This window comes from Sphingomonas sp. 4RDLI-65, assembly GCF_049472435.1.
Lineage (GTDB): Bacteria > Pseudomonadota > Alphaproteobacteria > Sphingomonadales > Sphingomonadaceae > Sphingomonas.
The window spans coordinates 118,680-131,865 of the sequence record NZ_JBCEBT010000003.1 but is presented as its reverse complement, the minus strand read 5'-3'; the positions used below and the strand labels follow the sequence as shown (position 1 = coordinate 131,865).

The window sequence follows — 13,186 nt, the reverse complement described above, 5'->3', positions numbered from 1 at the left end:
GGCTATGACGACGGTCGCCGCGCATGGCGCGCGACCGTCCATTTCGTCGCCTCGGTCACGATCACAGTGGCGATTGTCGCAACGAGGCAGAAGCGCAGCGTGCCGGTCGAAACCGGCGACGTCCCGAGCACCCCGCCAAGCGGCGGCCAGAGCATCGCGGTCGCCTGCAACGCCAGTGCGATACCGACGCCCAGCAGCAACCACGCGTTCGACAATACCGGCTCCCGGAAGATCGACAGTCGCTCGCTGCGCATGCACAGCACGTAGACGTTCTGGAACAGCACCGTCATCAACAGCACCGCGTTCTGGATCTCGATAAGCGGGCGCCCCTCGCCGCGCATCTGCGACACGAGATACAGCGCGAGCCCGGTCATCAGCAGTGCGGGCGGGATCATCAGTGCGATCGCGCTCCGGTCTAGGATCGGCGCGCTTGGCGGACGCGGCGGCTGGCGCAGTTCGTCGCCCTCGCCGCGGCCGAAGCCGAGCATCACGTCCTGCGCGCCATTGGTCACGAGGTTGAGCCACAGCAACTGCACCGCGGTCAGCGGCATCGGCAGGCCGAGCATCACCGCGCCGATGAACATGCCGATCTCGGCGATCCCGGTGGCGAGCAGGATGATGACGATCCGCCGGACGTTGGCATAGGTCACGCGCCCCTCCTCGACCCCGGCGACGATCGACGCGAAATTGTCGTCGGCGAGCACCAAATCGGCTGCGCCACGCGCGACGTCGGTGCCGGCGACGCCCATCGCCACGCCGATATGCGCCGCCTGGAGCGCGGGCGCGTCGTTGACGCCGTCGCCGGTGACCGCGACGAGTTCGCCGCTTGCCGCCAGGATGCGGACGATCTCCAGCTTCTGTACCGGTTCGATCCGCGCGAACACGCGGCCGTCGAGCACCAGCGCTGCGAGCCGCTCGGGTTGGCCCGCAAGATCGGTCATCTGCGCGCCGGTGACGACCTGCTCCTCGGTGACCTCGAGGCCAAGCCCGCGGGCGATCGTCAAGGCCGTACCGGGATGGTCGCCGGTGACCATCCGCACGCCGATCCCTGCCTCGGCACAGCGCGCGATCGCGGCGGGGACTTCGGGTCGGACCGGGTCGATCAGCCCGATCCAGCCCAGCAGCACGAGGTCGGTCGGCGCAGTCGGATCGGTGGTCGTCGCGCCATCCGATGCAGCGACCGCGATCATGCGATACCCTTCACCGGCCATCGCCAAGGCAGCGGCGAACGCGGCAGGGTCGATCGGACGACACATCTGGCGGATGATCTCGGGCGCACCCTTGGCGAACACGCGGACGCCCTGCCCTTCCGCCACCGCGACGGTCGAGAATTTACGGACCGGTTCGTAAGGCAGCGCCGCGGTCCGCGCGACCGCATGCAGCGCGGCCAGATCCTCGCCCCCCTCGCCCGCAAACCGCAGCAATGCGACGTCGACCGAATCCCCGACGGGCGTACCGTCGGGTCCGATCGATGCCTCGTTGCAGAGCGCAGCGGCGCGGCGCATCTCCGCCAGACTATCCGCGGGCCAGTCGGCGCTCGCGAAAACCCGTCCGTCGGCGAGCAGTATCTTCTCCACCGACAGGATGTTCCGCGTCAGCGTCCCCGTCTTGTCGCTGGCGATGATCGTGCACGCGCCCAGCCCCTCGACCGCGGGGAGCGAGCGGACGATCACCTTCCGCGCCGCCATCCGCCGGGTCCCCGCCGCCAGCGCGACCGTCACCGCGATCGACAGGCCTTCGGGGATCGCCGACACCGCCAGCGCAACCGCGAGCAGCAGGATCTGGTCGCCCGGCCGCCCCTGCATCACCAGGACGAGCGCGAACGGGATGATCAGCACGATGGTCGCGATGCTGATCTGCCGCGCCAGCCGGTCGAGCCGGACGACGAGCGGTGGCGGCGTAGCCTTCGCGGTCCGCAACGACGCGTCGATCGCACCCAGCGCGGTATCCGCTCCGGTCGCGACGACGACGCCGGTACCGCGCCCCTGCTCGATCATCGTGCCCGCCAGCACCATCGTCGTGCGCTCGCCCGGCGGCGTGGCGGCGGGCAACAGCGCCGTCTGGTCCTTCGCGACCGCCACGGACTCACCGGTGAAGGTCGACTGGTCGACGCGCAGCGCGCTGCTCGACGACAGGCGGATATCGGCGGGCACGGCCATGCCGCTCTCCAGCGCGACGACATCGCCGACCACGATCGCGCGCGCGTCGACCACCGATACCGCACCGCCGCGCAGGACGGTCGCGGTCTGGCCGATCATCCGGCCGAGCGCGGCGAGGCTGTCCGCCGCCTTGCTCTCCTGCACCGTGCCGATCGCCGCGTTGACGAGCAGCACGACACCGATGAACCCCGCATCGGTGCGGTGGCCGAGCCCGAGCGAGATCGCCGCCGCGGCGATCAACAGGTAGATCAGCGGGCTGTTGAACTGCCGCGCGAACAGCAGCAGCGTCGAGGGCGCCGGCGGCGGCGCGAGTTCGTTCGGCCCGTCCCGGAGCAAGCGCGCGGCGGCATCATTCGCGCTCAGACCGCTCGCACTGGTATCGAGCAGCGCCATCACGCGTGCGGCAGGCGTCGCATGCCATGCCCGCGGGACGGGCGTCTGGTCGTGCCGCTGGTCGATCGGGCGCTCGGCGATCATTGTCCGGTCGCTTCGATGATCGTCACGGGAGTACCGGTGCCGGCGCTCGCCAACGTCTCGCGCGTCACCAGCAGCGTCGTACCGGGCGTCGTCACGGTCGCCAGCGCGGCGCGGAACCCCTCCGCCAGATGCCCCTTGGCACGATCCTCGGCGGTCAGTTCGCCGGTTCTCGGATCGCCGGGCAACGGCAGGCGCAGCCAATGCTCGCCGGCCGCATCGATCGATTGCAACGTGAACGCGGCGGTCCGCTCGATCGGCGTATCGAACGCGATCGCGCCGGAGCCGATCTCGATCCCGTTCCGCAGCACGACCACCCGCTTGTCGCGCCCGCTGATCACGATCGAGACCGGCCCCTTGGGCGACAGCGCCGGGTTCCACACGAAGTCCCCGCCCGCCGATCCCGCCGACGTCAGCATGCCCGGCTTGGCGGCCACCACCGGAACGCGCGCGTCCTGCGTAATGACCACGGTGATCCCGAGCCGGGTAATCCCGAACAGCAGTTTCGCGAACGCGGGCGGCAGGCGGATGCAGCCATGCGACGCGGGATAGCCCGGCAGATTGCCCGCATGCATCGCGATCCCGCCCCAGGTCAGCCGCTGCATGAACGGCATCGCTGCGTCCTTGTAGAGGTTCGACACGTGATCCACGTCCTTCTGGAGCACGGTGAAGACCCCGGTCGGCGTTGCATGGCCGTCGCTGCCGGTCGACACGGTCGAGACCCCGATCGCCACGCCGTTGCGGTAGGCATAGGCCTTTTGCGCGGCGAGGCTGACGATTACCGTGACGGGGCCTGCGGGTGCGATCTCGGGCGCCCAGAGATATTCGCCGGGCTTGAGCTGCTCGATCCGGCCGTCGACGCTAGGCGGTAGCTGCGCCGACGCGGTCGTGGCCAAAACGAGGGCGAGCGCGAGGCTACACGTCAGGCGGCGCGTCGTCATGGTGGGTTCCGATCGTAGGGGTGTCGCCGAACAGCGCGGTCGACCAGACGCTACCGATCCCGCCGCGCCCGCATCACCATCGGAAACTACGCATCGGATCGTCACGATCCTCCCCCGGCAGGGTGAGGTGGCAGGCGCAGCCTGACGGAGGGGGAGGAAAGGGATAACCTCTGTTTCTTATCCTCCCCCTCCGTCACCTTCGGCGCCACCTCCCCCTTGCGGGAGAGGATCGTCCGGTCCGATGGTTCATCGGGATACGCATCACACCGCGCCGCCGATCAGTTTCCCGATCGCCGCGGTCGCCGTCATCGCGAACGCGCCCCAGAAAGTGACGCGGAGCGTACCGCGCCAGACGATCGCGCCGCCGGTCTTCGCACCGATCGCCCCGAGCATCGCCAGGAACAGCAGCGAGCCGATGCCGACCGCCCAGACAAGCAGCCCCGGCGACACCACGAACACGGTCAGCAACGGCAGCGCCGCGCCGACCGTGAAGCTCGCCGCAGACGCGAACGCCGCCTGTACCGGCCGCGCCCGTGCCCCAAGTAGAATGTCGAGTTCGTCGCGGGCATGCGCGCCGAGCGCATCCCTCGCCATCAACTGCGCCGCGACCGTCGTGGCGGTGGCCTCGTCCACCCCGCGCGCGACGTAGATCGCCGCGAGTTCGGCCAGCTCGCCGCCCGGATCGTCGACCAGCTCGCGCCGTTCCCGCGCGAGTTCGGCATTCTCGGTATCCGCCTGCGCGCTGACCGAAACATACTCGCCCGCCGCCATCGACATCGCGCCGGCGACCAGACCCGCCGTCCCCGCGATGACGATAGCGCTCGTCTGGTTCGCACCCGGCGCGGACGCCGCCGCGACGCCGATGATCAGGCTCGCGGTCGACACGATCCCGTCATTTGCGCCGAGCACCGCCGCGCGAAGCCAGCCGATCCGGTCGACGACATGACGTTCGCCGTGGCTGGAGATCGCGCGGGCCATCACGCGATTTCTAGCATGTTCTCGACCTTCACCGCGCCCGGCGCTGCCCAGGCGGTCCGCTCGGCGACCATCCGGTCGTGCGGCGAATCGACCGATCCGGTGAGCCGCACCGTGCCGCCGTCGACCGACACCTTGATCGTGTCGCCATCGAAGAACCACGAGCGGTGCAGCGCGGTGCGGATGTCGTTGCTGACATCGGTGACGTCGACCCGCGGCTTCAGCGTGATGTGGTTGACCACGCCGACCACGCCTGCGAGCGGCCAAACCGCCGCCTCGGCCGCGTCCTTCTGGAAATGCCAGCGCACTTCGCCGCGCAGGCTGACCCAGCCATCCTCGACCTGCGCCTTGATGCAGTCGGCCGGGATCGTCGTGTCCCAGGACAGCCGCTCGACGATCGCGCTGGCAATCGCCTCGTCGCCGCGCTTGAACCGGTCCTCCAGCTGGACTTCGATCTGCTCGGCGACGGCCTTGACGCCGTCGACGCGCGCCGCGGCCCGCTGGGCGGCATATTTCGCCGCATAGCTGCCCGCGTGGCCACTCAGCGTGACGACGCCGTTGTTCGCGGTGACGCCGATATGCCCGGCGGGCACGCTAGGATCCCAGTTGAGTTCGGCGAGTACGGCCTTCTGCAATCTTGCGTCGTGGGACATGACACTCTCCTGAAGCGACGCGGGGAGGCCCGGCCGATGACCGCGAGCCTATCGATGCGGCCGATCGCCGACAGCGTCGGGAACTACGCACATGCCGACGAACCGCGGCACACCTGCGTAATTCCCGATCCTTTCGCGCGACCGCCCGAACGCCGAAAGCTTGGCGAAAGAGGGAGACCGCGCATGACCTATTCGACCCTGATGGTGCATCTCGATGGTGGGCGGCCCAACGCCGCGCTGCTCGACGTAGCGGCCACGCTCGCCGACCAATACGACGCCGCGGTGATCGGCATCGCCGCGTGCCAGCCTGTCCAGATCGGCACGTGCGACGGCTATCTCGGCGGCGACTATGCGGTGATCGAGCGCGACATCGTCGCCGGCGAACTCGCCCGCGCCAAGACCGAGTTCCACGCGCACGAACGGCTAGCGCGGCACACGCTCGAATGGCGCTCGATCCCGACGCTCGCCAACATCGCGCACATCGTGGCGGAGAATGCGCGCGCCGCCGATCTCGTCATCACCAGCGCAGGGCCAGGGTTCGCCGACCTGGCGACGCATGCCGATACCGGCGATCTGATCCTGCGCGCGGGCCGCCCGGTGCTGGTCGTCCCCGACGGCGCCGCCACCGCGACGTTCGAAACCGTCATGGTCGCCTGGACCGACACGCGCGAATGCCGCCGCGCGATCAGCGATGCGCTGCCGATGCTCCACGCCGCCGACCGCGTCGTCATCGCCGAAGTGGCGATCGATGCGATCGACGCGCGGGCGCCGATCGACGACGCAGCCGCCTGGCTCGCGCGCCACGGCGTCGACGCGGACAAGATCGTCGCGCGGATGAAGGGCACCAGCATCGACACGCTCGCCGCGGTCGCCGACGAGGTAGAGGCCGATCTCGTCGTCGCGGGCGCGTACGGCCATAGCCGGATTCGCGAATGGGCGTTCGGGGGCGTCACCCGCGACCTGTTGCTGCGCGACCGGCGCTGCACCTTGTTGTCGCACTGAGCCATGACCGGGGCCGGCAAGTATTTGCGGCCGTTCGCGGCGGTGAACCCAAGACTAGCGATCGGCGGGACGATATTGTCGGCGATCACGATTATCGAAGGATTATTGGCGTATAGTGAATATTTCGCTTAACATGGGTCATGTTCCGATGTCGGAGGTCGAAACCTCGACGCCCGACGGATCGGAATCGTTCGCAAGACAAGGCCCGCGTCTCAATGACTTGCCGCTTCGTGCCACGAGCAACCGCACGGCCCGCATGATCGCGTCGCAATCTTCCGACGGTACTGCCGCATCCGTCGCGCGCGGCGATGCGACACTGGCGGAGGAACTGGGGCTGCTGATCGACGGCGCGACGACCTATGCGATCTACATGCTCGATCCGCAGGGCCGCGTGACGATCTGGAACCGCGGCGCCGAGCGGATCAAGGGCTGGGCCGAGGCGGAGATCATCGGTCGCGACGTCGCGGTCTTCTACCCGGCTGACGATATCGCTGCGGGCAAGCCCGAGGCCGACCTCGCCCGCGCGCATGCCTGCGGCCGGATCGAGGAGGAGAGCTGGCGGGTGCGCAAGGACGGCTCCGAATTTCTCGCCGCGGTCACGATCACCGCGCTGCACGACGAGGCCGGCGCGCTGCGCGGGTTCGGCAAAGTCATCCGCGATATCACGCACGAAAAGGCCGCCGAGGCCGCGATCGTCCGCCGCGAACATCACCTTCGCTCGATCCTCAACACCGTCCCCGACGCGATGATCGTGATGAACGAGAACGGCATCGTCGCCTCGTTCAGCGCGGCCGCCGAACTCGTCTTCGGCTACACCGCAAGCGAGGTGGTCGGCCAGAACGTCGGGATGCTGATGCCGCACGCCGACGCGCGCGATCACGACGCGCACCTGCGCAAGTACCGCCATACCGGCGAGCGTCACGTGATCGGCAACGTCCGTCTCGAACGCGCGATGCGCAAAGGCGGCGAGACGTTCCCGATCGAACTGGCGGTCGGCGAGGCGTCGATCGGCGGCGAACGGATCTTCACCGGCTTCATCCGCGACCTCACCAACCGCCACGCGACCGAACGGCGGTTGAAGGAGCTCCAGTCCGAACTCGTCCACGTCTCCCGCGTCAGCGCGATGGGGACGATGGCGTCGACCCTGGCGCACGAGATCAACCAGCCGCTGACCGCGATCGCCAATTATCTCGAAGCAACGCGGGCGATGATCGGTGACAGCGACGATCCGCTGTTGGCCGACGTAGCCGAGGCGCTGGATCTGGCGGCAGCGCAATCGCTGCGCGCAGGGACGATCGTCCGGCGGCTGCGCGCGTTCGTCGACGGCGGCGATACCGGGTTTCGCGACGAACGGCTCGACCTGCTCGTCGAGGAGGCGACCAGCCTTGGACTGCTCGGCGCGCACGAGGCCGGCATCACGGTGACCAGGCACGTCGCGCCGGGCGACGTCATGGTGCTGGTCGATCGCATCCAGATCCAGCAGGTGCTGGTCAATCTGATCCGCAACGCGATCCAGTCTATGGCGTGCTCGCCGTGCAAAGTGCTGACGATCGCCACCGCGCCCGAACGCGAGGGCTGCATGCAGATCACCGTCGCGGACACCGGCACGGGAATCGACACCGCCGTCCGCGCGCGCCTGTTCGAGGCGTTCGCGACCACCAAGGAGGACGGCATGGGCCTAGGCCTGTCGATCTGCCGGACGATCGTCGAGGCACATGGCGGCCGGATCTGGGCGGACGGCGTGGCGAGCGGCGGCACCGCGTTCCACTTCACCGTGCCGCTCGCCGCGCTTCAGGAAGGCGACACCGATGTCTGACACTCCCCATGACTGAACTGGCGCGCATCGTCCACATCGTCGACGACGACGAAGCGATCCGCCAATCGGTCGGCTTCCTGTTGCGCAAGGCGGGCTACGCCGTCGAAACCTATCCCGCAGGCACGCAGTTCCTGAAAGCCGTCACGCGGGAGACGCGGGGGTGCGTGCTGATCGACGTGAGGATGCCCGATCTCGACGGGTTCGAAGTCCAGGCGCGGCTTGCCCAGACCGGCATCGCGCTGCCGGTGATCATGCTGACCGGGCACGGCGACGTGACGCTGGCGGTCCGCGCGATCAAGGCGGGCGCGATCGAATTCCTCGAAAAGCCGTTCGAGCGCAGCGCGTTGCTGGCGGCGATCGAGTCCGCGCTGGCGCACGCCGCACGGTCCGACCGCGAGCACCTCGCCGCCGCCGACGCCATCGTCCGGCTCGCCGCGCTGACGCCGCGCGAGCGCGACGTGCTCGACGGCATGGTACTCGGCCGCCCGAACAAGCTGATCGCCTACGACCTCGACATCGCCACCCGCACCGTCGAGGTTCACCGCGCCAATCTGATGGAGAAACTGGCCGCGCGCAGCCTGTCGGACGTCCTTCGCATCGCGTTCGCGGCGGGGTTGGGCGAGACCGCCGAGCCCGCCTGAAACCCCGCACCCAACCCTCGCCTTCTACGTACAGACGTAGCGCAGTACGCGTGTCATCCACGGTCGAGACAAAGGACCGCGCGATGACCGACCAACTCCCCTATACCCATGACGGCATCGGCGTTTCGCTGGTCGACGGCGACCCGGTGATCCGCCGTGCGCGCCAGATCATGCTGGTGTCCGAACGCTACGACGTCCGCTCCTACGCGACCTGTGCCGCGCTACTCGCCGACCCGCGATCGCGCGACGTCTCATGCATCGTCGTCGATATCGGTTGTGATAACAAGGACGGCCGCGGTGTCGACGTGGTGCAAGCGATGCGCGCCTCGGGCTGGCGGGGCAAGGCGATCCTGCTCGACAGCGGCTCCCCCTTGCCCGCGCTGGTCCACGCCGCAGAACGCCACGGCGACCGCATTCTCGACCGCACCACCGGCGACGCCCCCCTCCTCACCGCGATCGCCGCCTCGATCGACCGCGGCTGGTCCACCTGGAACGCCGAGGGCTAACGGGAAGAGGCCCACATGCGGCCCGTGCGCTAACAGGCGAGGTGGAGCGTAAGACGGGGGCGGGCCGTCGCCTTGCGCTGCGTCGGCGGCGTCACCGCGCGCTCGATCCGGAACACACGCCGCGAGATCGCAGCCACCGGTTCGGCGACCAGGCACGGCAACGTTGCCGCAAGTGCGTCCAGCGTCTCGCCATACAACCGCGCGAGCGTCTCATGCGCCACGCGCGCGCAAGGCCCCGCCGCGGCGTCAGCCATCGCTCGCGTAGCGTCCAGGCGGCGCTGGAAATAGAGCATCTCGGTATGGATAGCGTTCATGGCGAAGTCCCCGCCGGCCCGCCCTCGCCGCCGCACGATGCGGGTATCGAAGGGCTGATCCGTATCAAGACAATAGCGCGGGCGGACGAAGCCGTCGGGACTCGGAAAGCACGTACTCGCTGGTTTCGTCAGCCGAGCGCGGCGGCATGGCGCGCGATCTGCGCATCCTCCTGCGAGGGCATGATGCGGATGTCGAGCCCCGGCACCCAGGCCAGACCCGCACGAATCGCCCGACCAGTCGCCACATCGTTCTCGCCGATCCCGCCGGTCAATACGAGCATGTCGGCACCGCCCAGCGAGGCGATCATTGCCGCGATCTGCTTGCACACCGACCTCTCGAACATACGGATGGCGAGGTCGGAGTCGTCGGCAGTAGCCGCGCGAAGAACCCGCATGTCGCCGGACAGACCGGATACGCCAGCCATACCGGATCCATGATCGACCAGCGTCGCCAGCGCGGTCCCGTCCAGTCCGGTCTCGCGCAGGAGATACAGCAGCACGCCGGGATCGATATCGCCCGTCCGCGTCGCCATCATCACGCCGCCGGACGGGGTCAGCCCCATGCTGGTGTCGATCGAGCCGCCGTCGCGCACCGCGGTCACGCTCGCGCCATTGCCTAGGTGCGCGATCACCAGCCTCGCGGGCATGTCGTCGCCGAGCAGGCGGACGATCGACTCGCAGGACAGGCCGTGGAAGCCATAGCGGCGCACCCCGCCCGCCCGATACGCGCGCGGGATCGGCAGCGTGCTCGCGACGTCGGGCATCCCCGCATGGAACGCCGTATCGAAGCACGCGACCTGCGGCACGCCCGGATAGCGCGCCCCCGCCGCCCGGATCAGCGCCAGCGACGCCGGTCCATGCAGCGGCGCGAACGCACACGCCGCCGCCAGGTCCGCCATCACCGCATCGTCGATCCGACAATGCGCGTCGCGATGCGGGCCGCCGTGGACGATCCGATGACCGATCACCGTCGGCGTCGGCCACTCCCGCAACGCCGCTTCGATCGTATCGAAGAAGCGTGCATGATCGTCGCCATGATCTTGGGCCGTCTCGATCGTCCCGCCGACCAGCAAGGACGGCGCCGTCTCCACGACATAAAGCCCGTACTTGAGCGACGACGACCCGCTGTTGAGCGCCAGAACTACCGCGCCCCCCTCTACCGCGACCATTGCCAGTCACGCACCTCCGGCAGATCGTCGCCCTGTTCGGCGATATAGAGCTTGTGCCGTTCCATGGTCGTCCAGTAGCGCGCCGTCTCGCGCGGCACTCGGTCGCGGAAGCGCGGAATCCGCTCGATCGCGTCGAGCGCCAGCCGGTACCGGTCGAGATCGTTCAGCACAACCATGTCGAACGGCGTCGTCGTCGTCCCCATCTCCTTGTATCCGCGGACATGGATGTTGGCGTGGTTCGCCCGCCGATACGTCAGCTTGTGGATCATCGCCGGATAGCCGTGGAACGCGAAGATCACCGGCGTATCCTTCGTGAACAGCGCATCAAACTCGCGCTCGTCGAGCCCGTGGAGATGTTCCGACCGCGGCTGCAAGCTCATGAGGTCGACCACGTTCACCACCCGGATACGGATGTCGGGCACATACTCCCGCAACAGCGTCACCGCCGCGAGCGTCTCCAGCGTCGGCACGTCGCCCGCGCACGCCATCACCACGTCCGGGTCCGCATCGTCGCCCGCCCAGTCCCAGATCCCCGCGCCTGCGGTGCAATGCCGCACCGCCGCGTCGATCCCGAGCCATTGCCACTCGGGCTGCTTGCCCGCGACGATCACATTCACATAGCCGCGACTGCGCAGACAGTGGTCGCCGACCGACAACAGGCAGTTCGCGTCGGGCGGCAGATAGATCCGTGCGACGTCGGCCGTCTTGTTCGCGACGTGATCGATGAACCCCGGATCCTGATGTGACAGCCCGTTGTGATCCTGCCGCCAGACATGCGAGGTCAGCAGGTAATTGAGCGAGGCGATCGGCCGCCGCCACGGGATCGTCCTGGTCGTCTTCAGCCACTTGGCATGCTGGTTGACCATCGAATCGACGATATGGACGAACGCCTCGTAACACGAGAACAGCCCGTGCCGCCCGGTCAGCAGATACCCTTCGAGCCAGCCCTGACACAGATGCTCGCTCAGCACCTCCATCACCCGGCCGTCGGGCCCGAGATGCTCGTCGACCGCCTCGACCTCCGCCATCCAGACCTTCCCCGACACGTCATAGACGTCGGCCAGCCGGTTCGACGCGGTCTCGTCGGGGCCGAACAGGCGGAAGTTCACGCTCGCGAGGTTGAGCTTCATCACGTCACGTAGATAACGCCCCAGCACCCGTGTCGCTTCCGCCTTCACCTTGCCCGGCGCGTCCACCGGCACCGCAAAGCTGCGGAAGTCGGGCAGCGACAACGGCACCATCAGTTCGCCGCCATTGGCGTGCGGGTTCGCACCCATCCTCCGATGCCCGGTCGGCGCGAGCGAGGCAAACTCCTCCGTGAACTTGCCATTCGCGTCGAACAGCTCCTCGGGCCGATAGCTCCGCATCCAGTCTTCGAGCTGGCGTAGATGCTCGGGATCCTTGAAGCCCGCGATCGGCACCTGATGCGCGCGCCACGTACCTTCGACGGGCTTGCCATCGACGAACTTCGGCCCGGTCCACCCCTTGGGCGTGCGGAACACGATCATCGGCCAACGCGGTCGTTCGGGCGTGACGCCCTCGACACGCGCCGCCGCCTGGATCGCCTGGATCTTCGCCAGCGCCTTGTCGAGCGCCGCGGCAAGCTGCTGGTGGACCGCCGCCGGGTCGCTGCCGCCGACATAATAGGGCTCATGCCCATAGCCGCGCAGCAACGCGTCCAGCTCATGCCCATCGATCCGCGCCAGGATCGTAGGGTTGGCGATCTTGAAGCCGTTGAGGTGGAGTATCGGCAGCACCGCCCCGTCGCGCGCGGGATTGAGGAACTTGTTCGAATGCCAGCTCGCCGCCAGCGCGCCGGTCTCCGCCTCGCCGTCGCCGACCACGCACGCGACGATCAGGTCAGGATTGTCGAACGCCGCGCCGTACGCATGCGCCAGCGAATACCCCAGCTCGCCGCCCTCGTGGATCGAGCCCGGCGTCTCGGGCGCGACATGGCTCGGGATTCCGCCGGGCCACGAGAATTGCCGGAACAGCCGGTGCATGCCGCTGCGGCTCCGCTCGATCGCCGGATAGCGCTCGGTGTACGAGCCCTCCAGATAGGTGTTGGCCACAAGCCCCGGCCCGCCATGCCCGGGCCCGATGATGTTGATCATGTCGAGATCATGCTCGACGATCAGCCGGTTGAGATGGACGTAGAGAAAATTCAGCCCCGGCGTCGTCCCCCAATGGCCGAGCAGCCGCGGCTTCACGTCCGCGATCGTCAGCGGCCGATCGAGCAACGCGTTGTCGCGCAGATAGATCTGCCCGACCGACAGATAATTCGCCGCGCGCCAGTAAGCGTGCATCCGGCGGAGCATGTCGGGGGACAGCGGCTGTGCCTTGGTCGGAGCCAGTGTTGCAAGCTCGGTCATGTCCGACTCCCGAAATCGAGGACGACGCGCGAGGCGACCTGGCCGTGTTCGACGCGGTCGAAGATGGCGTTGATCGCCGACAAAGGCTGCTGTTCGATATCCGCCTTGCCGAACGCCTCGACGACGGCGGCTTGCATCATACGGGTCATGGAACGTCCTTGAAG

At 68.2% G+C, this 13,186-nt stretch carries 12 protein-coding genes; 4 read left to right on the top strand and 8 right to left on the bottom strand.

The features are described from left to right. Positions 1-2: 2 nt before the first annotated feature. The 4 genes from VH567_RS08985 to VH567_RS08970 form a co-directional block, all read right to left on the bottom strand. On the bottom strand, positions 3-2,636 hold the full coding sequence (locus VH567_RS08985; protein ID WP_423325240.1) for a cation-translocating P-type ATPase: 2,634 nt from the start codon (positions 2,634-2,636) through the stop codon (positions 3-5). Beyond that, on the bottom strand, positions 2,633-3,574 hold the full coding sequence (locus VH567_RS08980) for a L,D-transpeptidase (protein WP_423325238.1): 942 nt from the start codon (positions 3,572-3,574) through the stop codon (positions 2,633-2,635). The genes VH567_RS08985 and VH567_RS08980 overlap by 4 nt, the downstream gene beginning before the upstream one ends. Positions 3,575-3,835: 261 nt before the next feature. Further along, positions 3,836-4,552, bottom strand: a complete 717-nt coding sequence (locus VH567_RS08975; protein WP_423325237.1) for a VIT1/CCC1 transporter family protein — start codon at positions 4,550-4,552, stop codon at positions 3,836-3,838. Continuing rightward, entirely contained in the window at positions 4,552-5,202 is a 651-nt protein-coding gene (locus VH567_RS08970; protein WP_423325235.1) for a BON domain-containing protein, read from the bottom strand. The genes VH567_RS08975 and VH567_RS08970 overlap by 1 nt, the downstream gene beginning before the upstream one ends. A gap of 183 nt (positions 5,203-5,385) precedes the next feature. Between VH567_RS08970 and VH567_RS08965 the strand changes: the two genes are divergently transcribed. The 4 genes from VH567_RS08965 to VH567_RS08950 all read left to right on the top strand — a co-directional run bounded on the left by VH567_RS08965 (position 5,386) and on the right by VH567_RS08950 (position 9,167). Further along, positions 5,386-6,204, top strand: coding sequence for a universal stress protein (locus VH567_RS08965; protein WP_423325233.1), 819 nt, complete (start codon positions 5,386-5,388; stop codon positions 6,202-6,204). 256 nt (positions 6,205-6,460) lie between these two features. After that, positions 6,461-8,020, top strand: a complete 1,560-nt coding sequence (locus VH567_RS08960; protein ID WP_423325231.1) for a PAS domain-containing sensor histidine kinase — start codon at positions 6,461-6,463, stop codon at positions 8,018-8,020. 8 nt (positions 8,021-8,028) lie between these two features. Then, positions 8,029-8,661 carry a response regulator transcription factor gene (locus tag VH567_RS08955; protein ID WP_423325229.1) on the top strand — a complete coding sequence of 211 codons (633 nt, stop codon included), beginning with the start codon at positions 8,029-8,031 and terminating at the stop codon, positions 8,659-8,661. 83 nt (positions 8,662-8,744) lie between these two features. Then, positions 8,745-9,167, top strand: coding sequence for a histidine kinase (locus VH567_RS08950; protein WP_423325227.1), 423 nt, complete (start codon positions 8,745-8,747; stop codon positions 9,165-9,167). 29 nt (positions 9,168-9,196) lie between these two features. On the opposite strand, the gene VH567_RS08945 is transcribed toward VH567_RS08950, so the two are convergent. The 4 genes from VH567_RS08945 to VH567_RS08930 all read right to left on the bottom strand — a co-directional run bounded on the left by VH567_RS08945 (position 9,197) and on the right by VH567_RS08930 (position 13,171). After that, positions 9,197-9,481, bottom strand: a complete 285-nt coding sequence (locus tag VH567_RS08945) for a hypothetical protein (protein WP_423325225.1) — start codon at positions 9,479-9,481, stop codon at positions 9,197-9,199. 128 nt (positions 9,482-9,609) lie between these two features. Then, positions 9,610-10,650, bottom strand: coding sequence for an acetate/propionate family kinase (locus VH567_RS08940; protein ID WP_423325223.1), 1,041 nt, complete (start codon positions 10,648-10,650; stop codon positions 9,610-9,612). Then, complete coding sequence (locus tag VH567_RS08935) at positions 10,638-13,022, bottom strand: phosphoketolase family protein (protein WP_423325221.1); 2,385 nt, start codon at positions 13,020-13,022, stop codon at positions 10,638-10,640. Before VH567_RS08935 ends, VH567_RS08940 begins: the two co-directional genes overlap by 13 nt. Continuing rightward, entirely contained in the window at positions 13,019-13,171 is a 153-nt protein-coding gene (locus VH567_RS08930) for a hypothetical protein (protein WP_423325219.1), read from the bottom strand. The genes VH567_RS08935 and VH567_RS08930 overlap by 4 nt, the downstream gene beginning before the upstream one ends. Positions 13,172-13,186: the final 15 nt, after the last annotated feature.

Coding starts and splice junctions, on each gene's coding strand:
- VH567_RS08985 (WP_423325240.1), bottom strand. CDS start 2,636: ATGATCGCCGAGCGCCCGATCGACCAGCGGCACGACCAGACGCCCGTC.
- VH567_RS08980 (WP_423325238.1), bottom strand. CDS start 3,574: ATGACGACGCGCCGCCTGACGTGTAGCCTCGCGCTCGCCCTCGTTTTG.
- VH567_RS08975 (WP_423325237.1), bottom strand. CDS start 4,552: ATGGCCCGCGCGATCTCCAGCCACGGCGAACGTCATGTCGTCGACCGG.
- VH567_RS08970 (WP_423325235.1), bottom strand. CDS start 5,202: ATGTCCCACGACGCAAGATTGCAGAAGGCCGTACTCGCCGAACTCAAC.
- VH567_RS08965 (WP_423325233.1), top strand. CDS start 5,386: ATGACCTATTCGACCCTGATGGTGCATCTCGATGGTGGGCGGCCCAAC.
- VH567_RS08960 (WP_423325231.1), top strand. CDS start 6,461: ATGATCGCGTCGCAATCTTCCGACGGTACTGCCGCATCCGTCGCGCGC.
- VH567_RS08955 (WP_423325229.1), top strand. CDS start 8,029: ATGACTGAACTGGCGCGCATCGTCCACATCGTCGACGACGACGAAGCG.
- VH567_RS08950 (WP_423325227.1), top strand. CDS start 8,745: ATGACCGACCAACTCCCCTATACCCATGACGGCATCGGCGTTTCGCTG.
- VH567_RS08945 (WP_423325225.1), bottom strand. CDS start 9,481: ATGAACGCTATCCATACCGAGATGCTCTATTTCCAGCGCCGCCTGGAC.
- VH567_RS08940 (WP_423325223.1), bottom strand. CDS start 10,650: ATGGTCGCGGTAGAGGGGGGCGCGGTAGTTCTGGCGCTCAACAGCGGG.
- VH567_RS08935 (WP_423325221.1), bottom strand. CDS start 13,022: ATGACCGAGCTTGCAACACTGGCTCCGACCAAGGCACAGCCGCTGTCC.
- VH567_RS08930 (WP_423325219.1), bottom strand. CDS start 13,171: ATGACCCGTATGATGCAAGCCGCCGTCGTCGAGGCGTTCGGCAAGGCG.